Origin of the sequence: Pseudomonas chlororaphis subsp. piscium (assembly GCF_003850345.1) — a bacterium.
Classification (GTDB): Bacteria; Pseudomonadota; Gammaproteobacteria; order Pseudomonadales; family Pseudomonadaceae; genus Aquipseudomonas; species Aquipseudomonas piscium.
In genome coordinates this window covers 5,498,993-5,520,148 of sequence record NZ_CP027707.1, presented here as the reverse complement: position 1 = coordinate 5,520,148, position 21,156 = coordinate 5,498,993, and the positions used below count along the sequence as shown (strand labels likewise).

Annotated in this window: 19 protein-coding genes; 9 read left to right on the top strand and 10 right to left on the bottom strand. The window is 62.4% G+C overall.

Annotated features, from left to right (window positions below; genetic code table 11):
- Positions 1 to 9: 9 nt before the first annotated feature.
- The 8 genes from cpaB to C4K38_RS24810 are packed head-to-tail and all read left to right on the top strand — an operon-like array spanning position 10 to position 7,803.
- The gene (gene cpaB, locus C4K38_RS24845; RefSeq protein WP_053280603.1) at positions 10 to 816 is read left to right on the top strand and encodes a Flp pilus assembly protein CpaB; all 807 of its coding nucleotides are present in this window, start codon (positions 10 to 12) and stop codon (positions 814 to 816) included.
- A gap of 37 nt (positions 817 to 853) precedes the next feature.
- A complete protein-coding gene (locus C4K38_RS24840) occupies positions 854 to 2,188 on the top strand; it encodes a TadE/TadG family type IV pilus assembly protein (protein WP_053280602.1) in 1,335 nt (444 codons plus the stop codon).
- An 8-nt stretch (positions 2,189 to 2,196) separates the two neighbouring features.
- Positions 2,197 to 2,667, top strand: a complete 471-nt coding sequence (locus C4K38_RS24835) for a TadE/TadG family type IV pilus assembly protein (RefSeq protein WP_053280601.1) — start codon at positions 2,197 to 2,199, stop codon at positions 2,665 to 2,667.
- The gene (locus C4K38_RS24830; RefSeq protein WP_053280600.1) at positions 2,667 to 3,170 is read left to right on the top strand and encodes a TadE/TadG family type IV pilus assembly protein; all 504 of its coding nucleotides are present in this window, start codon (positions 2,667 to 2,669) and stop codon (positions 3,168 to 3,170) included. Before C4K38_RS24835 ends, C4K38_RS24830 begins: the two co-directional genes overlap by 1 nt.
- Entirely contained in the window at positions 3,164 to 4,381 is a 1,218-nt protein-coding gene (locus C4K38_RS24825; protein WP_053280599.1) for a DMSO reductase family iron-sulfur subunit, read from the top strand. The genes C4K38_RS24830 and C4K38_RS24825 overlap by 7 nt, the downstream gene beginning before the upstream one ends.
- A 3-nt stretch (positions 4,382 to 4,384) precedes the next feature.
- Positions 4,385 to 5,818, top strand: a complete 1,434-nt coding sequence (locus C4K38_RS24820) for a TadA family conjugal transfer-associated ATPase (protein ID WP_053280598.1) — start codon at positions 4,385 to 4,387, stop codon at positions 5,816 to 5,818.
- A 2-nt stretch (positions 5,819 to 5,820) separates the two neighbouring features.
- Positions 5,821 to 6,807, top strand: a complete 987-nt coding sequence (locus tag C4K38_RS24815) for a type II secretion system F family protein (protein WP_053280597.1) — start codon at positions 5,821 to 5,823, stop codon at positions 6,805 to 6,807.
- Between the two features lie 27 nt (positions 6,808 to 6,834).
- Positions 6,835 to 7,803: a type II secretion system F family protein gene (locus tag C4K38_RS24810; RefSeq protein WP_025805882.1), complete on the top strand. Its 969-nt coding sequence runs from the start codon at positions 6,835 to 6,837 to the stop codon at positions 7,801 to 7,803.
- A gap of 74 nt (positions 7,804 to 7,877) precedes the next feature.
- Here C4K38_RS24810 and C4K38_RS24805 read toward each other — a convergent pair whose 3' ends face one another.
- The 3 genes from C4K38_RS24805 to C4K38_RS24795 all read right to left on the bottom strand — a co-directional run bounded on the left by C4K38_RS24805 (position 7,878) and on the right by C4K38_RS24795 (position 10,227).
- Complete coding sequence (locus tag C4K38_RS24805; RefSeq protein ID WP_025805881.1) at positions 7,878 to 8,150, bottom strand: DUF3613 domain-containing protein; 273 nt, start codon at positions 8,148 to 8,150, stop codon at positions 7,878 to 7,880.
- Between the two features lie 2 nt (positions 8,151 to 8,152).
- Complete coding sequence (locus tag C4K38_RS24800) at positions 8,153 to 8,875, bottom strand: tetratricopeptide repeat protein (RefSeq protein WP_025805880.1); 723 nt, start codon at positions 8,873 to 8,875, stop codon at positions 8,153 to 8,155.
- A gap of 107 nt (positions 8,876 to 8,982) precedes the next feature.
- Entirely contained in the window at positions 8,983 to 10,227 is a 1,245-nt protein-coding gene (locus tag C4K38_RS24795) for a type II and III secretion system protein family protein (protein ID WP_053280596.1), read from the bottom strand.
- Between the two features lie 501 nt (positions 10,228 to 10,728).
- Between C4K38_RS24795 and nadA the strand changes: the two genes are divergently transcribed.
- Positions 10,729 to 11,787, top strand: coding sequence for a quinolinate synthase NadA (gene nadA / locus C4K38_RS24790; RefSeq protein WP_025805878.1), 1,059 nt, complete (start codon positions 10,729 to 10,731; stop codon positions 11,785 to 11,787).
- A gap of 62 nt (positions 11,788 to 11,849) precedes the next feature.
- Here nadA and C4K38_RS24785 read toward each other — a convergent pair whose 3' ends face one another.
- The 7 genes from C4K38_RS24785 to C4K38_RS24750 all read right to left on the bottom strand — a co-directional run bounded on the left by C4K38_RS24785 (position 11,850) and on the right by C4K38_RS24750 (position 20,943).
- Positions 11,850 to 12,338, bottom strand: coding sequence for an RDD family protein (locus C4K38_RS24785; protein ID WP_053280595.1), 489 nt, complete (start codon positions 12,336 to 12,338; stop codon positions 11,850 to 11,852).
- 97 nt (positions 12,339 to 12,435) lie between these two features.
- Positions 12,436 to 12,648 (bottom strand): cold-shock protein, encoded by a 213-nt coding sequence (locus tag C4K38_RS24780; RefSeq protein WP_007931076.1) that lies wholly within the window; start codon positions 12,646 to 12,648, stop codon positions 12,436 to 12,438.
- Positions 12,649 to 13,040: 392 nt separating this feature from the next.
- A complete protein-coding gene (gcvT, locus tag C4K38_RS24775; RefSeq protein WP_053280594.1) occupies positions 13,041 to 14,165 on the bottom strand; it encodes a glycine cleavage system aminomethyltransferase GcvT in 1,125 nt (374 codons plus the stop codon).
- 41 nt (positions 14,166 to 14,206) lie between these two features.
- The gene (locus C4K38_RS24770; RefSeq protein ID WP_053280593.1) at positions 14,207 to 15,583 is read right to left on the bottom strand and encodes an L-serine ammonia-lyase; all 1,377 of its coding nucleotides are present in this window, start codon (positions 15,581 to 15,583) and stop codon (positions 14,207 to 14,209) included.
- 159 nt (positions 15,584 to 15,742) lie between these two features.
- On the bottom strand, positions 15,743 to 18,601 hold the full coding sequence (gcvP, locus tag C4K38_RS24765) for an aminomethyl-transferring glycine dehydrogenase (RefSeq protein ID WP_053280592.1): 2,859 nt from the start codon (positions 18,599 to 18,601) through the stop codon (positions 15,743 to 15,745).
- Positions 18,602 to 18,610: 9 nt separating this feature from the next.
- On the bottom strand, positions 18,611 to 18,994 hold the full coding sequence (gene gcvH / locus C4K38_RS24760; RefSeq protein ID WP_053280591.1) for a glycine cleavage system protein GcvH: 384 nt from the start codon (positions 18,992 to 18,994) through the stop codon (positions 18,611 to 18,613).
- Between the two features lie 440 nt (positions 18,995 to 19,434).
- Entirely contained in the window at positions 19,435 to 20,943 is a 1,509-nt protein-coding gene (locus C4K38_RS24750) for a transcriptional regulator GcsR (RefSeq protein ID WP_053280590.1), read from the bottom strand.
- Between the last annotated feature and the right edge of the window lie 213 nt (positions 20,944 to 21,156).

Sequence of the window (21,156 nt, the reverse complement as noted above, 5' to 3'; positions counted from 1 at the left end):
GATTTCGACATGAGTTCTCGTACTTTCACTCTGGTGACCTTGTCCGTGGTTCTGGGCCTGGGCGCGGCATGGATGGCCAACAGCTGGCTCAATGCAAGGCTCAATGCCACCCCCGACGATAACCAGCAGAACGTGGTAGTGGCGACCGTGGAAATCGCTTTCGGGCAAATGGTCGAGCCACAGCAGGTCGCGCTGGTCCGTATGCCCAAGGAGACCGTACCCGAGGATGCTTTCGACGCGACCGAGAAGGTCGTAGGCAAGATCGCCACCTTCTCCATGCTGCGCGGCGACATCCTGCGCGGTGCGCGTCTGGCCGAACACTTGGGCGGCAGTACCCTGGCGTCGCTGATCGAACCTACCAAGCGTGCGATCTCGGTCAGGGTGGACGACGTGGTCGGCGTGGGTGGGTTCCTGTTGCCGGGTAACCGGGTCGATGTGCTGGCTACCCGGCAGACCGGCAATACCGGCGACGCCGAATCCAAGACCATCCTGCAAGACCTGCGGGTGCTGGCAGTGGACCAGACGGCCAGTACCGACAAGACCCAACCGGTGGTCGTGCGCGCCGTGACCCTGGAAATGACCCCCCTCCAGGCCGAGGAATTGGTCAAGGGGATGGCGGCCGGCAAGCTGCAACTGGCTCTGCGCAACCCGCTGGACAACCAGAAGCAACCGGCGATGGTCGAGCCGGTCGCGATGATCCAGGACGTGCCTGCTCCTCCAGTGGTTCGGCCGATTGTCCGTCGTCGTGCCAGCGGCGATAGCGGGATCACGGTGATTCGTGGGATCGAGGTCAACGTTGTGAAGTCCCAGCTGTAAATGATCGGGTACGACATAGACGAACGATGAGGGCTTGATGATGAGTACGCATATCCAACAGCCATTGAGTGCATTTCCACGGCAGCAGCGCGGAGCAATGCTTGTACTGGTGGTGATTGCCCTGGCCTCGATGCTGCTGATGGGGGCCCTGGCGCTGGATGGCGGCCATATGCTGGTGAACAAGTCCCGCCTGCAAAATGCGGTGGATGCAGCGGCGCTGAGCGGTGCCAAGACGCTCAGCACGGTAATGGGCACGACAGGGGCCGCGACCCTGGCGCAGACCGCTGCGCTCAATACCCTGACCCTGAATGCCAGTGCCAGCGGCAATCAGGAGCTGGCCACCGCCATCGGCAACAATGTCGGCGGTTTTGCCACGGTGGAGTTGGCGTCCACTGTCTATGGACCTTTCTCTTTCCCGGGGCCGGCCAATGCGAGCTATGTGCGGGTGACGGTCACGAACTATTCCCTGGCCGGATTCTTCTGGGGCGTCTTTCAGACCCTGGGCAATGGTGTCGGTAACAAGTTTGTGAGCGCGGTCGCCACCGCCGGGCCAAGCCCTGCCAGCCCTTGTGACCTCACGCCGCTGATGGTGTGCGGCGATCCAACGAAAAACAACCCGGCCACCGGGATGTTCTGGGGGTTCCAGTTCGGCGATGCGCAGGTGTTGAAAACCGCCGCGGGCAACAGCTCGCCGATTGGCCCCGGCAACTTCCAGCTGCTCGATTTCGGCTCGGGCGGCAGCACGATCAGGCAGGGGCTGGCAGGCGGTATCACCCAGTGCAACAGCGTCGGTTCGAATGTCCAGACCAAGCCGGGGAACACTGTCGGGCCTGCCTCCCAGGGCCTCAATACGCGCTTCAACCAGTATTCCGGTGGCCTCAGCGCGGCGAACTATCCTCCGGACCTGGTGATCACGACCAACTCCAAGTCGTTCACTTACGACGATACGCTCAAGCAGATTCAGTACAACAATCAGGCGGTCACCTCGAGCAGCGGCAATTTGTCCGCGGGCGGCAGCGCCTTGTACGACTACAACAACTGGGTGCAGGAGTCCGCCAACTGCGTTGCCGGTGGCGGCGGTTGCCAGAACGGCGGGTCGTTCGAACGGCGGATCATCAAGATCGTGATCGGTGATTGCTCGGGCAAGAACGACGGGACGTCCTCGATACCGGTGCTGGGTTTCGCCTGCTACTTCGTCCTGCAACCGGCGTCGCAAAAGGGCAATGAGGCGCAGATATTCGGCCAGTTCGAGAAGGTGTGCGAAGGCGACAACGTGCCAGGCCCCAACCCGGCCAATACCACCGGGCCGCAGATCATCCAGCTGTACAAGACCTATATCGACAACAGCCAGACGCCAAGTACCGACTCTTAGGAGGTCTTATGGGACGCACAGGATTCAGGTCGCCGCGTAGCCAAAGCGGATTGGCGATGGTGGAGCTGGTGTTGACGCTGCCGCTGCTGCTGTTGCTGATGCTGGCCTTCGCCGAGTTCGGTCGCATGCTGTTTCAGTACAACAGCCTGATGCAGGCCAGTCGCGACGCCGGGCGTTATGTCGCTGACAAGGCGTGGAACTCCACCCTCGGCAAGCTTGAACTGAGTGGCACGCTGCAGACCCAGGCCAAGAACATCGCTGTCTATGGCGTGCCCGCCAACCCCAATGGCTACCCGGCGGCGGTGTCGGGGCTGACGCCAGCAGCTGTCGCGGTCACCGCGGTGGGTGCCCAGCATATCCAGGTCAGCATTACCTACACCTATGTGCCGGTGATCGGCAGTGCCTTGCCCGCCTTGTTTGGCAGCAACGTGCCGCTGGGCCTGGCCTTGACTTCCACCGTCGTCATGAGGGCCTTGTGATGAACGTCAAAGGTATGCGTGGGCTGTACACCGTCGAGTTCGCGATCACCAGCCTGGTGCTGTTCACCGTGCTGTTCGGTGTGCTGGAAATGGGCCGGCTGTACTTCACGGTCAATGCCCTGAATGAAACCGTGCGCCGCGGCGCCCGCCTGGCGGCGGTGTGTGACATCAACGATCCGGTGATTCTGCGTCGGGCGATGTTCAACGCTTCCACCAACGGCGGTCCGAGCAGCCTGCTCAATAATCTGACGTCCGCCAACCTGAACCTGGTTTATCTGGACGCCAACGGCGCGGTCGTCGCCAGCCCCAACGATCTGAGCGGCAGCAACGGCTTTGTCGCCATTCGTTATGTCCAGCTACAGGTATCCAACTTCAGTTTCAATCTGCTGATTCCTGGGTTCAACGGGGTGTTTGTCTTACCGGTATTCAGGTCGACCGTGCCACGTGAAAGCCTCGGTCGGCAGCCCCAGGCAGCAGTCACACCGGAGATCACACCATGTTGAGTACCCGAGAAGCGCCCGTCGCTGCCGCTACTGAAAAGCAAGGCAAACGCCTGCTGATCAGTGGGCGCGACGCGACGACCTTGAATCATCTGAAAGCGTTGAGCCAGGGACTGCCGAACATTCAGGTCAGCACTCGCCTGGTGAGCAACGGTCATACCGATCCGCTGTATGGGCTGGAGCAGATGCCCGACTTCCTGCTGTTGCGCGTCAGCCATCTGTGGCGTGAAGAGCTGGCGGCCCTGTTGCAGCATCCGCTCAAGGAGCGCCCACCGCTATTGGTCTGCGGCCCGCTGGATGAGCGTGAGGGCATGCGCCTGGCGATGCAGGCCGGCGCCCGGGATTTTCTTCCCGAGCCGGTAGCGGCCGAAGAGTTGCAGGCGGCCATCGGCCGTATGCTCATGGAAGCCAATGCGGAGCAGGGGACCGGTGGCAAGCTGGTTGCGGTGATGAATGCCAAAGGCGGTTCGGGAGCCTCGATGCTGGCTTGCAACCTGGCGCATCAGCTCGCCACCCGTGGTGGCAGGACCCTGCTGCTGGACCTGGACCTGCAGTTCGGCAGCGTGGCGCATTGCCTGGATGTGGTGCCTACCCACAGCCATGTGGATGTGCTGAAGCAGGTCGAGTCCCTGGACAGCATTGCCTTGCGTGGCTATTGCAACCATTTCAGTCCGACCCTGCATGTGCTGGGCGGGCGTACCGGGGAGCTGTGCCTGACGCAGGATGTGCACCTGGATCAGCTGGAAAAACTGTTGCGTCTGGCCCGTGGGACCTACGACTGGGTGGTGGTGGATCTGCCGCGACAGATCGATCACCTCACCGGTGTCACGCTCGAACAGGCCGACCGTATCTACGTCGTGTTGCAGCAGAGCCTGAGCCACCTGAAGGACGGCACCCGCCTGACCCGCATCCTGCGCGACGACCTGAATGTGCAGAGCAACCGGATACAGGTGGTGGTCAATCGCTACAACAAGACCTCGCCAGTGAGCCTCAAGGATGTTGCCGATGCCTTGCGCTGCACGACCCTGCAAGCCGTGCCCAATGACTATGCGGTGGTCAGTGAGAGCCAGAACACCGGTGTGCCGCTTGAGCTGCACGCTCCACGTTCGGGGGTGACCCTGGCCCTGCGTGAGCTGACCCAGAACCTGATCGGAATCGAGGTCGCCGAGAAGAGTTTGTTCAAACGTACCTTCAATCGTCTGTTCGGAGGCTAGGCCATGCTCAGCGACTTTCGTAACCGCCTGCGTCAGCAACCCGGCAAACAGGCATCGGCAGAAACGCAGGATGCGTCCCTCGACGGCAAAGAGTGCGCCAGCGTACTCATGGCCTGGGAGGCCAGTGTGCCGGACCTGCTCTATGAAACCAGGACCAAGCTTGGTCCGATGGAGGCCGAGTGGCGGGAAAAGATCTACCAGCAGTTGCTCAAGGTCATGGACCTGTCGCTCCTCGATTCCCTGGAGCCGGCCGAGGCCGGGCGGCAGATCCGTGACATCTGTCAGCGTCTGCTCGATGAGCATTCGGCGCCGATCAATGCCAGCAGCCGCCAGTTGATCCTCAAGCAGATCACCGACGAGGTGCTCGGTCTCGGACCTCTGGAGCCGTTGCTGAATGACGCGAGTGTGTCCGACATCCTGGTCAACGGTCATGCCTCGGTGTACGTCGAGCGCTTCGGCAAGCTGCAAAGGACGGATGTGCGTTTTCGCGACGACCAGCACCTGCTGAATATCATCGATCGCATCGTTTCCAGCCTGGGGCGGCGCATCGATGAGTCCTCGCCGCTGGTGGACGCGCGCCTGAAGGACGGTTCGCGGGTCAACGCCATCATTCCACCGCTGGCCATCGATGGGCCGAGCATGTCGATCCGCCGCTTCGCCGTGGATTTGCTCAACACCGAGAGCCTGGTGCAGATGGGCACCCTGACCCCGGCCATCGCCCTGATGCTCAAGGCCATCGTCCGCGGCCGGCTGAATGTCCTGATCTCCGGAGGGACTGGCAGTGGCAAGACCACCATGCTCAACGTGTTGTCCAGTTTCATTCCGCACAACGAGCGGATCGTGACCATCGAAGACTCGGCCGAGCTGCAACTGCAGCAACCCCATGTGGTGCGCCTGGAAACCCGTCCGTCGAACATCGAGGGCCGTGGCGAGGTGGGCCAGCGGGAGCTGGTGCGCAACAGCCTGCGTATGCGGCCGGACCGCATCGTGATCGGCGAGGTGCGTGGCGCCGAGGCGCTGGACATGTTGACGGCGATGAATACCGGCCACGACGGCTCGCTGACCACCATCCACGCCAACACCGCCCGCGATGCCCTGGGACGGATCGAGAACATGGTGTCGATGACGGGGGCGACCTTTCCGATCAAGGCCTTGCGTCAGCAGATCGCTTCGGCCATCGGCGTGGTCATCCAGCTGGAGCGGCAGGAGGACGGTACGCGACGGCTGGTCAGCGTGCAGGAAATCAACGGCATGGAAGGGGAAATCATCACCATGACCGAGATCTTCTCTTTCGCGCGCAGTGGTCTGGGCGAGAAAGGCGAGGTCCTGGGCGAGTTCCGCCCCACGGGCATGGTTCCGGCGTTTCGCGATGTGCTGGCCAAACGGGGCATCGAGCTGCCGCTCAGCCTGTTCCGGCCAGACTGGATGGAGGGCTAGTCATGCATCAGATCCCCAGCGAATTTATCCTGGCGTTTCTCGGCATGGTATTCACCGCCATATTCCTGCTCAGCCAGAGCGTGGCGGTGCCGGTGTTCGGCGAGGCCGGCAAGGTGCGCAAGCGTATTCGCAGTCGCCTCGACCTGCTGGAGCGGGCCAGTAACCTGGAGAACATGCAGTCGGTACTGCGCCAGAAATACCTGCGCCGTTTGTCCCCGCTGGAGGCGCGCCTGGAGCAGTTGCCGGCGATGGAGGCCCTGGCGCAGATGATCGAGCAGGCCGGGCATGAGTACCGCGCCTATCGGGTGCTGATGCTCAGCCTGGTCCTGATGATGGTGGCTGGTATGGGGATGTGGCTGTTCACGCAACTCTGGTGGGCGGCGCTCCCGGCTGCGGCTGCGGCCTTCTGGCTGCCGGTGCTGAAAATCTCCCGGGACCGCAACAAACGCTTTGCCCTGTTCGAGGAGCAGTTGCCGGATGCACTGGATGCCATGTGCCGGGCGCTGCGTGCCGGACATCCGTTCAACGAAACCCTGCAATTGGTGGCCGACGAGCACAAGGGGCCGGTTGCCCACGAGTTCGGCCTGACCTTTGCCGACATCAACTACGGTAACGATGTGCGTCGGGCCATGCTTGGCCTGCTGGAGCGCATGCCGAGCATGACGGTGATGATGCTGGTGACCACTGTGCTGATCCATCGCGAGACGGGCGGCAACCTGACAGAGGTACTGGAGCGTTTGAGCAGCCTGATTCGCGGCCGCTTCCGCTTTCAGCGCAAGGTCAAGACGCTCTCGGCCGAAGGGCGCCTGTCGGGCTGGATCCTGGTGGCGATGCCTTTTGTACTGGCGGCGGGGATTGTGCTTTCGAGCCCGACCTATCTGCCTCTGCTCATCAATGAGTCATTGGGGCGCAAGATGGTGCTTGGCGCGTTTGTGGCGATGCTGGTGGGAATCTTCTGGATACGCAAGATCATCCGGATTCAGGTGTGAGCACAATCACTCGTAGGGGGTGAGGTCATGGAGTATCTACTGAGTCTGATCAACAGTGTGGTCGGTAACGAACAACTGGCGCGCCTGCTGTTCGCCGGGGCCATCGGCCTGAGCGTGGTACTGGCCGTGGCGACCCTGGTGTTGCTGGCGCAAGGCCTGCAGGACCCCGTGCACCGTCGTCTGTTGCTGATCAAGCGCGGCCATGGCGGCGACGGTCATCGGCAGGGGGCGCCGAGCAATCTGCAATTGATGCTGGAGCAGGTCGGCCAGCGCTTTGTCTCCGGTGAGCAGGAGCAGGCCTCGGCGACCCGGACCTTGCTGATCCATGCGGGCTTTCGCTCCCAGGCCGCTGTGCAGATGTACTGGGCGGTGCGCCTGCTGACGCCGTTGGTATTGATGGCGCTGGCGGTCCTGGCGCTGCCGCTGATACCGAAGGTCTCGCTGCTTCTGGGGATGGGGCTGGTGCTCCTGGCGCTGGGGGTAGGCTGGCTGGCACCGGCCATCTATGTCGACAGCCGCAGGAACGCGCGGATGACCCGTTTGCTCGTCGCCTTTCCGGATGCGCTGGACTTGATGGTGGTCTGCGTGGAGTCAGGCCTTGCCTTGCCCCAGGCGATCGAGCGGGTGTCGGAAGAGATAGCGGTCAGCCAGCCTGAGCTGGCCATGGAGCTGGCCCTGGTCAACTCCGAGATCCGGGCCGGGATTCCCAGTACCGAAGCGCTCAAGCATCTGGCCGAGCGTACCGGGCTGGAGGACATTCGCGGGTTGGTGAGTCTGTTGGCGCAGAGCATTCGCTTCGGGACCAGTGTCGGTACGACCTTGCGTGTCTATGCCGAGGAGTTTCGTGACCGGCGCACCCAGCAGGCCGAAGAGAAGGCCGCAAAAATCGGCACCAAGCTGGTGTTTCCGCTGATCTTCTGCCTGTGGCCAAGCTTCTTTCTGGTGGCCATAGGACCGGCAATCATCGGTGTGTTCAAAGTATTCGGGAAGCTATGAAAGAGGGGAGGGGCAAGGGCCATCTGCATGGATGGCATTGCCCCCTCTGAACTGAACACCATCGCGATTCATTGTCACTTTGAACTACCCGAACTACCCGAACCTACGTACTCCTTGTAGTACTCGGGGATCGGGTGTTTGTAGTTGTCCAGCCAGCGCTGCAGGGTCAGTTCCCGTTCGCTGGGCGAGGCGTTCTGCGGAATGGGCGACTTGACCTGGTTACGACTCTGCAGCAGCAGCCAGGTTTCGGTCGACTGTTGTGACAGGGAGGCCGGGCCGGGTTCGATAGCCTGGGTCACCAGCGGAAGAAGCAAGAGTCCCAGGCAGCTAAGCGTTTGGTATTTCATCACTACCTCTGCGTTATTGGTTGATTGACACTCGATGGCGACGAGTCCGTAGCAGTGACTGCCTGATCCTTAGCTGACTTCTTCGTCGCGTTCCTGAGTTTTTCGGCCCGCTCCTTGGCACTGGTGACTTGTTCGGGTTTCAGGCCGGCACGATTGACCAGGTCCGAGGCCTGTTTCCAGTTGCCTTGATAAATCAGCAAGGTCACCAGGTTGAGGGTTGCCAGCTGGTTGTCCTGTTTCAGCTCCATGGCCGTGAGGAACTCAAAGCGGGCCCGGTTGGTATCCCCCTGGTTGAGGTAGACCACCCCCAGGTCGTTGCGGATTTTCTCGTCGGTGGGGGACAGGCGTGCCGCCCGCGTCAGATGTTCCAGGGCCAGAGCGTTATCGTTGCGTGACGCTGCCAGTTGGCCCAGGCCATGCTCGCCTTCGGCGGCCAGGCAGGTGCTGAGCAGGCTGCGGTACAGGGGTTCGGCCTCGCTTTGGCCGAGCTGGCGATAGATCTTGGCCTTGCGCATGCGAACCTGTGCCAGGTCATCCGGCAGGCGTTGCAGATTGGCCAGGCCGGCATGCAGCTTGCCTTCGCCGATCATGTCGTCGGCCAGGCTCAGCGACAGTTCCTGGTCCGAATCCAGCTTGCTGCATGCCTGCTTCGACCAGGCACCGCCGCCGTTCGTGGCACAACCGCCGAGCATGAGCAGCCCTAAGGCAGCAATGACTACTTTCATTTTTCCCTCCTGGAACAATCCGATTGTCGAGGAATGGCCGGCACCGGACTTGCCGAGTCCGGTGCCATTGAGCTTGAGCGCGGTAAGCGACGAGTCAGAACCTTGGGTCATTGCGACAGCCCGCTGGAGGCCTGGTCATAGTTGCCGTTTTCCAGGAAGTACAGACGGAACCAGTTCGGGTCGTAGTTGCGCAGTGGCTCGCCAGGCAATACTGGCAGCTTGGCGTTGACCGCCAGCGGTTGCACCAGATGCGGGGTGACGATCATCAGCAGTTCCTTCTCTTCGCGTCTGATCGAAGAATCACGGAAGAATGCGCCCAGGATCGGAATATCTCCCAGGCCGGGGAACTTGTTCACGGCCGTAGTATTGGTGGTGCTGATCAGGCCGCTGATCACGAAGCTCTCACCGTCGGCCAGGGAAATGCTGGTGTCGGTGCGACGCACAACCAGGGCTGGCACCGAGATGTCGTTGACGGTAATCCCGTTGGTGAAGTCCAGTTCGCTGACTTCCGGGGCGACCTTCAAGGCGATGCGGTCATTTCCGACGATTGTGGGGGTCAGGGTCAGGCGAATACCGAATTCCTTGTACTGGATGGTAATGCTGTCGCTGCCGCTGCTGGGGACCGGGATCGGCACCTCGCCACCGGCCAGGAAGCTTGCGCTTTGTCCGCTCAGCGCCACCAGGCTTGGACGCGCCAGGGTGTAGGCAAACCCACTGCCTTCCAGGGCGTTGATCAGCCCCAGGACGTTACCGCCGCCAAAGCCGATATTATATGCGCCGTTGTTGAGCAGTATGTTCGGTGCGAGGCCGCCGATATTGCCGGGTGTCACCCTCAGGTTCGGAACCGTGCCCGGGGAGCTGAACAGAAAGTTACCGCTCTTGCCGAAGATCGAGGTGCCGGCCTCTTTCAGCTTGGTGCGGCTGACTTCGACAAAACGGATATCGGTCTGCACCTGGCTGGGCAGAGACGGATCTTCGGAGGGGGGCAATAGCGAACTGACCATCGAATGCGGACCTTTGCCCTGAACGAATACCATGCTCTGGCGAGGTTCCTTGTCGCAGGCTGTCCAGACCATCAGGCTGGTTGCGCCGGGCGCAATGCCCGTCAGCAGGTATGAATCCCGCCCATTGAGATACACATCGGCAATTTTCGGGTCGCCCACGGCCAACCGGGTAATGGCGACGGGGGAGTGCATTATCGTCTGCTGACCCTCTCCCACTTCCACCGTCGACGGCAGTGGTTGCAATCCAGCGCAGTTATTTGATGCCGCCATGGCCATTCCGGTGGGAAGACCAGCGACAATCAATGTCCACGCCACTCTCCTGAGCACCTGTACACAATCACTGTTCATGCACTGCTTCCTTGTTTGGGCTGGGGTAAACCGCAAGGGCCGGTCAGCAGGGATCATTTCTCCGTCATCTGAACCAGAGCCCGCCAAGTGTTGCTGCAACCAACCAGCAGTTAGCTGTTTCTGTAACTGACGTTAGCGCAGAAAGATAAAATTGCTATGAAGTGTAAAAAAACGCTTGGTCGATCGAGGGGATTCGCCGCCGGGCTGAGGCTCGCCTGCCTGTGATGCTCAAAAATGGTGCAAGTGCGCATTGCGCGTCACTGAGCCGTTTGCGCTGAGGCGCTTGTGCAGAGGCTGCAATTTGTGGGCTTGCGTGCTGGGGCGAGCCCTGTGACACAGGTCAGAATCATCTTTTACATCAAGGGGATATTCTGTAGCCTTGCGCAGTTTCAACGCTGCACCTACCTGATGAATACTCACTCTCCCGGCGGTACCCTCAACGGGTCCGGAGCCGGGTGTATACTCGACTTTCGCGCATAAGCGCCCGCAGGTCTTGCGATCATGACGCAAATTTCCGAACGCCTTCTGGTTCAGGCCCACCTTGACGCCAAACAGCCCAAGCCGCTGACGGCCGCAGAGGAATCCCATTACCGTGCCGCGATAGCTGCCGAGCTCAAGGCTCAGGACGCGGTGCTGGTGGCTCACTTCTACTGTGACCCGGTGATTCAGGCCCTGGCCGAAGAGACCGGCGGCTGCGTGTCCGATTCCCTGGAAATGGCCCGCTTCGGTAACGCTCACCCGGCCAAGACCGTGGTGGTCGCCGGTGTCAGGTTCATGGGCGAGACGGCGAAGATCCTCAACCCCGAGAAACGGGTACTGATGCCCACCCTCGAAGCCACCTGCTCCCTCGACCTGGGTTGCCCGGTGGAAGAGTTCTCGGCGTTCTGCGACCAGCATCCGGAACGCACCGTGGTGGTCTACGCCAACACCTCGGCAGCGGTCAAAGCCCGGGCCGACTGGGTGGTGACCTCCAGTTGCGCCCTGGAAATCGTCGAAAGCCTGATGGATAACGGCGAAACCATCATCTGGGGGCCGGACAAGCATCTGGGCACCTACATCCAGCGCCAGACCGGTGCCGATATGCTGCTGTGGGACGGTGCCTGCATCGTCCACGAAGAGTTCAAGTCCAAGCAGTTGGAGGACATGAAGGCGCTCTATCCCGATGCGGCCATTCTGGTCCACCCGGAATCGCCTACCTCGGTCATCGAGCTGGCCGATGCGGTGGGCTCCACCAGCCAGCTGATTGCCGCCGCGCAACGTTTGCCGAACAAGACGCTGATCGTGGCGACCGACCGCGGCATCTTCTACAAGATGCAGCAGCTGTGCCCGGACAAGGTGTTTATCGAGGCGCCAACGGCCGGTAACGGCGCGGCTTGCCGCAGCTGCGCCCATTGCCCGTGGATGGCCATGAACACCCTGGAGCGCACCTTGCAGAGCCTGCGTGAGGGCAGCAACGAGATATTCGTCGACCCGGCGCTGATTCCCCAGGCCATTCGTCCGCTCAAGCGCATGCTGGATTTCACCCAGGCGGCGCGGATGAAGCTGGCGGGCAATGCCTGATCGCCTTCGACAAGCGCACAGAAAAACGCCCCGACATTCGGGGCGTTTTTGTATGCGGTGGATTATTTTTTCTGCTTGGGAATGCGCACGATCTGGCTGGAAGAGTAGATGTCGGGCCAGCTGCGCTTCTGCTTGTCGACCAGGACCCAGAGGAAACCCAGCCCGGCGCACAGCCAGGAAGCGATCGAGACCATGAAGCGCAGGAGGGCCTGCCACAGGCTGATGCGGCTGCCGTCGGCGTTCTGCACGCGAATGCCCCAGACCTGCATGCCCAGGGTCTGGCCGGAATGGGTCCAGAACTTGGCGAAGAAGGCGAACAGCACGAACAGCAGGACGGTGGAGTAGAGCGGATCGCCGTCCAGGGCGCCGGATTCGGTCAGGGTGCGCATCCGGGTTTCACCGAGGATCTGCAGCTGGATGAATTTGTAGATGCCGCCCGTGACGATCAGCAGTGCGGTGCACAGCAGGAAATCGTAGAACATCGCTGCCAGACGACGGCCCAGGCCAGCGGCGGGAAAATCGCCCTGGGGGGTTAGCAGGTGCTTTGGCATCACAGGCCTCTCGATCGAAAAAAGAAGCCATTTTACGGAATTGCGCGCACAAAAAAGCCCCTGATGTCAGCATCAGGGGCTTTTTCGTTACAGACGATCAGCCTTCGGCTTGAACTTCGTCAGCCTGCATGCCTTTTTGGCCCTGCACAGCGATGAAGGTCACTTTCTGGCCTTCTTTCAGGCTCTTGAAGCCGTTGCCCTGAATAGCGCGGAAATGCACGAACAGATCCGGACCGCTTTCTGGAGTGATAAAACCAAAACCTTTCTCGTCGTTAAACCACTTGACGGTACCGCTCTGACGTTGGGACATTTCTTATTTCCTTTGACGCTAAAAAATTAATGACAGTCTCTTCCTCATGAAAGAGTACTGGGCTGGGTTGCAGGAAAGTAAGAGACGTCGAACGGGTTGTAGCAAACTTGTTGGCTACTGCCCAGGTCACGATTCCAAGCGACCCATGCAAACACAGTGGGGAAACTCTACGCCAACTATGGGAGAAAAAACAAGCCCTGCGAAGCCCCGGTTTTCCTCAGCTTGGCAGCTGTTGCCGGAACTAGGCGTCTGGGCTTATTCGATAGAGTTGTTCAATTGTTTTCAACTGTTATAAGGCAAGTTCAATATCGAAAATATGCACTATTTTATGGCGGTTGCGTTACAGATTAGTGCACTTTTAACGCAACCGCGTTACTTATAGAAACAGTCGATCAACCGCGATAGTAGCGTTGTGCAACGAATGGCATTTTGCTTACAAGCATTGACACCTTTTTCCCACGAACAATTGCCCAAACTGGCGTATCGAGTGCGACATAGGCGCTGTCGATGTAACCCATGGCCAACGGACCGCCCAGGCTCGGACCAAAACCGCCGCTGCAGACGCTACCGATCACCTCGCCCGCTTCGTTGACGATCTCCGCGCCTTCACGCACCGGTGTGCGTTCCTGGGGCAGCAGGCCCACGCGCTTGCGCTGCACGCCATTGAGCTGCTGGGCGAACACCTGTTCCGCGCCCGGGAAGCCGCCGGCCCGCGCGCCATCGGCACGACGTGGCTTGGAGATGGCCCACAGCAGGCTGGCTTCGATCGGTGTGGTCTGGCTGTTCATGTCGTGGCCATACAGGCACAGGCCGGCTTCCAGGCGCAGCGAGTCCCGGGCGCCGAGGCCGATGGCGGCCACTTCCGGCTCGGCCAGCAGGGCGCGGGCCAGGGTTTCGGCGTCGGCCGCCGGCACCGAGATTTCGAAACCGTCTTCGCCGGTGTAGCCCGAACGGCTGACAAAGCAGTCCACGCCCAGCAGCTTCACGCGGGTGAATTGCATGAAGGTCATCTTCGCCACTTCCGGCGCCAGGCGCGCCAGCACGGTGACGGCCGCCGGGCCTTGCAGGGCGAGCAGGGCGCGCGTCTCGAACAGCGGCTCGATGCCGCACGCCTGGCCAATGTGCTGGCGCAGGTGAGCCAGGTCCTGGTCCTTGCAGGCGGCGTTGACCACCAGGAACAGTTCGTCGTTGCCCAGGTTGGCGACCATCAGGTCGTCGAGGATGCCGCCGTTTTCGTTGGTGAACATGGCATAGCGCTGCATGCCCACGGGCAGGTCGATGATGTCCACCGGCACCAGGGCTTCCAGGGCCTGGGCGGCATTGGCGCCGGTCAGGCGGATCTGGCCCATGTGCGAGACGTCGAACAGGCCGGCCTGCTCACGGGTGTGCTGGTGTTCTTTCATCACGCCCAGCGGGTATTGCACAGGCATGTCGTAACCGGCGAACGGCACCATGCGCGCGCCGAGTTCGAGGTGCAGCGAATGCAGCGGGGTCTTCAACAGTGTTTCGGTGGACATGTTCAGCTCCTGGATAAACGTGAGATGCCTGTGTGCCTGCATCAGCACTCGATAATGTTGACTGCCAAACCGCCGCGGGCGGTTTCCTTGTATTTGCTTTTCATGTCGGCGCCGGTCTGGCGCATGGTGCGGATGACCTTGTCGAGGGAGACGAAATGCTGCCCGTCGCCACGCAAGGCCATGCGCACGGCGTTGATCGCCTTGACCGAACCCATGGCGTTGCGCTCGATGCAGGGCACCTGCACCAGGCCGCCGATCGGGTCGCAGGTCAGCCCGAGGTTGTGTTCCATGCCGATCTCGGCGGCGTTTTCCACTTGTTGCACGGTACCGCCGAGCACTTCGCACAGGCCGCCGGCCGCCATCGAGCAGGCCACGCCGACCTCGCCCTGGCAGCCGACTTCGGCGCCGGAGATGGAGGCGTTTTCCTTGTAGAGAATGCCGATGGCGGCGGCGGTCAGCAGGAAACGCACCACCCCGTCTTCGTTGGCGCCGGGGATGAAGCGCATGTAGTAATGCAGCACCGCTGGGACGATGCCGGCGGCGCCATTGGTGGGCGCGGTGACGACACGCCCGCCGTTGGCGTTTTCTTCGTTGACCGCCAGGGCGTACAGGTTGACCCAGTCCAGCACCGACAAGGAATCGCGCAGGGCCGCCTCGGGGTGCTTGCACAGCTGGCGGTGGAGGGCGGCCGCACGGCGCTTGACCTTCAGGCCGCCAGGCAGGATCCCTTCGTTGCGACAGCCGGCATCCACGCAGTCCTGCATCACTTGCCAGATCTTCAGCAGGCCGGCGCGGGTTTCCGCTTCCGGTCGCCAGGCGCTTTCGTTGGTCAGCATCACCTGGCTGATGGACAGGCCATAGGTGGTGCAGTGACCGAGCAAGTCCTTGGCGCTCTTGAAGGGGAAGGTCAGCTTGGTGGTGTCTTCGACGATGCGGTCGGCCCCCGCGGCGTCCTCGTCGACCACGAAGCCGCCGCCCACCGAGTAGTACTCGCGGCTGCGAATCTGCAACCCGGCGGCATCGAAGGCGCGGAAGATCATGCCGTTGGGGTGGTAGGCCAGGGGCTTGCGGATCATGGCCAGGTGTTCTTTCTCGTTGAACGCGATGACGTGTTCGCCGAGCAGGGTCAAGCGTGCGCTGCTGCGTATTTCCTGCAGGCGCGCGGCAATGTTTTCGGTATTCACGGTATCCGGGTGTTCACCTTCCAGGCCCAGGAGCACGGCCTTGTCGCTGCCGTGGCCCTTGCCGGTGGCGCCGAGCGAGCCGTACAGCTCGACCTTGACGCAGGTGGTGGCGCCCAGCAGTCCGTCACGCCGCAGGCCTTCGACGAAGCGCGCGGCCGCGCGCATCGGGCCAACGGTGTGGGAGCTGGAGGGGCCGATGCCAATCTTGAACAGGTCGAACACGCTCAAGGACATGTTGGTTCTCCGGTTTCTTATTGTGTTGATCGGCACGCACGGGGGAAGCGGGTGTTGCGGTTCGGTCTGGCCGGTATTCGTCGCAAGCCGCCTCGCTCCTACAGGTATACGCAGAAACTGTAGGAGCGAGGCTGGCCTGCGATGGACGGCGATGCCGTTTTACGCGTCCTGATAACTTTCGATCGACGGGCAGGCGCATACCAGGTTGCGGTCGCCGAACACGTTGTCGACGCGGCCGACCGGAGGCCAGTACTTGCCGTCGATCAGCGAGGCCACCGGGTACACCGCCTGTTCGCGGCTGTAGGGGTGCGACCACTCGCCAACGATTTCCGCCGCGGTGTGCGGGGCGTTCTTCAGCGGGTTGTCGTCCTTGTCCAGGCTGCCGTTTTCCACCGCGCGGATTTCTTCGCGGATGCGGATCATGGCGTCGCAGAAGCGGTCCAGCTCTTCCTTGGATTCGCTTTCGGTCGGCTCGATCATCAGGGTGCCGGCCACCGGGAACGACATGGTCGGGGCGTGGAAACCGAAGTCGATCAGGCGCTTGGCGACGTCGTCGACGCTGATGCCGCTGCTGTCCTTGAGCGGGCGCAGGTCGAGAATGCACTCGTGGGCCACCAGGCCGTTGCTGCCGGTGTAGAGCACCGGGTAGTGCTCTTCCAGGCGACGGGAGATGTAGTTGGCATTGAGGATCGCCAGCTGTGAGGCCCGCTTGAGGCCTTCGCCGCCCATCATGCGGATGTACATCCAGGTGATCGGCAGGATGCTCGCGCTGCCGAACGGCGCGGCGCAGACCGCGCCTTCCTTGCGTTCCATGGCCGCGTGGCCCGGCAGGAACGGTGCCAGGTGCGACTTGACGCCGATCGGGCCGACGCCCGGGCCGCCACCGCCGTGGGGAATGCAGAAGGTCTTGTGCAGGTTCAGGTGCGACACGTCGCCGCCGAACTTGCCCGGGGCGCAGAGGCCGACCATGGCGTTCATGTTGGCGCCGTCGATGTACACCTGGCCGCCGTTGTCATGAATGATGCCGCAGATTTCGCGGATGCCTTCCTCGAACACGCCGTGGGTCGAGGGGTAGGTGATCATCAGCGCGGCGAGGTGCTCGCGGTGCTCGATGGCCTTGGCCCGCAGGTCATCGATATCGACGTTGCCGCGGGCGTCGCAGGCGGTGACCACCACGCGCATGCCGGCCATGTTGGCGGTGGCCGGGTTGGTACCGTGGGCGGACGAAGGGATCAGGCAGATGTCGCGACGGTCGTCGCCACGACTCTGGTGATAGGCACGAATGGCCAAGAGGCCTGCGTATTCACCCTGGGAGCCGGCGTTCGGCTGCAGGGACACCGCATCGTAGCCGGTGGCGGCGCAGAGCATGGCTTCCAGTTCGGACGTCAGTTGCTGGTAGCCGGCGCTTTGCTCGGCCGGGGCGAACGGGTGCAGGGCACCGAATTCGGCCCAGGTGACCGGGATCATTTCGCTGGCGGCGTTGAGCTTCATGGTGCACGAGCCCAGCGGGATCATGGTGCGGTCCAGGGCCAGGTCCTTGTCCGCCAGCTTGCGCAGGTAGCGCATCAGCTCGGTTTCCGAGTGATAGCGGTTGAACACCGGGTGGCTGAGGATCGCCGATTGACGCACCAGCGGCGCCGGGATACGGCTCTGTACCGTGGTGGCCAGCGCGGCGAAGTCCGGCAGCGCCTGGCCGTCGGCCAGCAGGTTCCACAGCGCTTGTACGTCGGCCTGGCCGGTGGTTTCGTCGAGGGACAGCCCCAGGCGCTCGGCGTCAATCACCCGCAGGTTGATGCGCTGGGCGCGGGCCTTGTCGTGCAGCGCCGAGGTGCGCGCGCCGGTGTGCAGGGTCAGGGTGTCGAAGAAGCTTTCCTGCTCGACCTTGATCCCCAGTTTGCTCAGGCCCTGGGCCAGGATCGCGGTCAGTTGGTGGATGCGCCGGGCAATCCGGGTCAGGCCTTTGGGGCCGTGGTACACAGCGTACATGCTGGCGATGTTGGCCAGCAGCACCTGGGCGGTGCAGATGTTGCTGGTGGCTTTCTCGCGACGAATATGTTGCTCGCGGGTCTGCATGGACAGGCGCAGCGCCGGCTTGCCGAAACGGTCCACGGACACCCCGACCAGACGGCCCGGCATGTCGCGCTTGAACGCGTCCTTGGTGGAGAAGTAGGCCGCATGCGGGCCACCGAAGCCCAGCGGCACGCCGAAGCGTTGGGCGCTGCCGATGGCCACGTCGGCGCCGAATTCGCCCGGCGGGGTCAGCACGGTCAGCGCCAGCAGGTCGGCGGCGACCGCCACCAGGGCGTTGGCGGCGTGGAAGCGCTCGGTCAGCTCGCGGTAGTCGAACAGGTCGCCGTTGCTCGCCGGGTATTGCAGCAGGGCGCCGAAGAACGGGCTGACGTCGGTCAGTTTGCGCTCGTCGCCGACCACCACGTCGATACCCAGCGGCTCGGCACGGGTGCGCAGCACGTCGAGGGTCTGCGGGTGGCAATGGCTGGAGGCGAAGAAGGCGTGGCTGCCCTTGTTCTTGCTCAGGCGTTTGCAGAAGGTCATGGCTTCGGCGGCGGCGGTGGCTTCGTCGAGCAGGGAGGCGTTGGCGATCGGCAGGCCGGTGAGGTCGCTGATCAGGGTCTGGAAGTTCAGCAGCGCTTCCAGGCGGCCCTGGGAGATTTCTGGCTGGTACGGGGTGTAGGCGGTGTACCAGGCCGGGTTTTCCAGGAGGTTACGCAGGATCGGCGACGGCGTGTGGCAGTTGTAGTAGCCCTGGCCGATGTAGGTCTTGAACAGCTGGTTCTTGGCGGCGATGGCCTTGATCGAGGCCAGTGCGTCAGCTTCGCTCTGGCCGGCGGGCAGGTCGAGGACGCTGGTGCCCTTGATGCTGTCGGGGATCACGCTGGCGCTCAAGGCTTCCAGGGAGTCGAAGCCCAGGCTGTTGAGCATGGCTTGCTCGTCGTCCTGGCGCGGGCCGATGTGGCGCGCGATGAATTCGTTGGCGGTGCTCAGGTTAACGTGAGTCATGGCGGCTCCTCAGGCGTCGGCGTTGGCTTTGATCAGGCGGTCGTAGGCGTCCTGATCCAGCAGTTGGCCGACAGCGGCGGCGTCCGCGGGAATGAAACGGAAGAACCAGCCGTCGCCCAGCGGGTCTTCGTTGACCAGCTCCGGGCTTGCTTCCAGGGCCGGGTTGGTTTCCACCACTTCCCCGTCCAGGGGCATGTACACGCCGCTGGCGGCTTTTACCGATTCCACGGTGGCGGCTTCAGCGCCCTTGTCGTAGGCCTGCAGTTCCGGCAATTGCACGAACACCACATCGCCCAGGGCGTTTTGCGCGAAAGCCGTGATGCCGACGGTAACGCTGCCATCGGCTTCGGTACGCAGCCATTCGTGATCTTCAGTAAAACGCAACTCGCTCATGGAAACTCCTCAAGGGGCCAGATTCGTCTGGTGGACGCGATTGAATGCTCGTGTAGGGCCGAGCTGAATGGATAAGCCCTTAGCAAAAATGCGGCCAATGTTTTTTAGTTGTTATAAATCAATGAGTTAAATGTTTTTCTTGGCGAGTGGAAGCTGACAGCTGTAGCGAAATCGCTACAGTTGGAGGGCCAGGGAAAAGCCTATGGGGATCAAAGCCTTGCGTAGCGCCGATTGCAACCGAGTGTAGCGATATCGTTCCGCTGTAGCGCTTTCAGTACAGGTGGAGGTCGCTTTTCGCACTGTTTTTTGTAGGAGCGAAGCTTGCTCGCGATGGTCGTCAACGATGACGCGTACTCCCTGGCTGAATGCGGCGCCCTCGGGCTCATCGCGAGCAAGCTTCGCTCCTACAGAAGCAAGAAGTGCAGGCAGAAGCGGCAGGCTCAGGGCTTGTTGGGGATGCCGTATTTGCGCAGGCGATGGGCGATGGCGGTGTGGGAGGTCTGTAGGCGGCTGGCCAGTTGGCGGGTCGAGGGGTAGTTGACGTAGAGGCCTTCGAGCAGAGTCTTCTCGAACTCCTCGACGGCCTGTTCCAGGCTCTCGACTTCGGTGTCGTTCTGGCGCGCCACCGAGGTGCCGGCGATATCCAGGTCGCCGATGTCCACCAGGCTGCTTTCGCAGATCGCCGCCGCGCGGAAGATCACGTTCTGCAGCTGGCGCACGTTGCCGGGCCAGCGGTTGCCCAGCAGCGCCGGATAGGTGCCGGGCGCCAGGCGACAGACCGGGCGCTGGATCTGCGCGCAGGCCTGCTGCATGAAGTAGCGCGCCAGCAACAGAATGTCCTGGCCGCGCTCGCGCAGGGGCGGCACTTCCACATTCAGCACGTTGAGGCGATAGAACAGGTCTTCGCGAAAGCTGCCCTCGGCGACCATCTTTTCCAGGTCGCGGTGGGTGGCGCTGAGGATCCGCACATTGACCTTGATCTCACGGTCGCCGCCCACCCGGCGAAAGCTGCCGTCGTTGAGAAAACGCAGCAGCTTGGCCTGCAAATAGGGCGACATTTCGCCGATTTCGTCGAGAAACACCGTGCCCTGGTTGGCCAGCTCCATCAGCCCCGGCTTGCCGCCGCGCTGGGCGCCGGTGAAGGCGCCGGGGGCGTAGCCGAACAGTTCGCTTTCGGCGAGGTTTTCCGGCAAGGCCGCGCAGTTCAGCGCGAGAAACGGCGCGCCGTGCCGCGCGCTGATGGCGTGGCAGGCCCGCGCCACCAGCTCCTTGCCGGTACCGGTTTCGCCCTGGATCAGCAGCGGCGCATCCAGCGCGGCGACGCGCTGGGCGCGGGCCTTGAGGGTACGGATGGCCGGGGAGTCGCCGAGCAGGGCATCGAAGCCTTCGGCATGGTCGTGGTGCAGGGCCGACAGGCGCTCGCCGATGCGATTGGGTTGATACAGGGTCAGCAGCGCGCCGGCGTCGGTGATCGGTGTGGCGTCCAGCAGCAGGGTCTGGCCGTTGAGGGTGATTTCCCGCAAGGGCAGGCGAAAGCCCTGTTCCAGCAGGGTGTCCAGCAGCGCCGGGTCGTCGAACAGCTCGGCCACGCTTTCCCCGGCCGGCTCGCGGCCATAGAGGGCGATCAGCGCCGGGTTGGCCAGCAGCACCTTGCCGGCGCTGTCCAGGGCCAGCACCGGGTCGGTCATCGCCGCCAGCAGGGCATCGAGCTGCAGGTGGCGACGCTGGCCGGGCAGGATGTCGACCACCGTCACCGCCTGCACGCCGCGCACGCTGAACAGTGCGTCGCGCAGCTCTTCCAGCACTTGTGGGCTGAGGGTCGGGGCGTCGATGTAGACGTTGGGCGGCACCATCTCCACCGCATCCAGGTTGAGGTTGCGCCCACCGAGCAGGGCCAGGACTTCCTGGGTGATACCGACGCGGTCGATAAAGCTGACGTGGATGCGCATGGGGCGATCAAGGGTTCTGGAAAACGGAGGGTGGCAAGTATGCCTTGGCGGACGGGGTTTGGTGAAATCCGCTGTAGGGTCCGCCGGGGCTTCTGTAGGAGCAAGGGGGACGCCCAGTTCTTGCTCGCGATGAACTCAACGACGCCGCGGCGTATCAGGCTGCCCGCGTCATCCTTGACGACCATCGCGGGCAAGCCTCGCTCCTACAAGTCA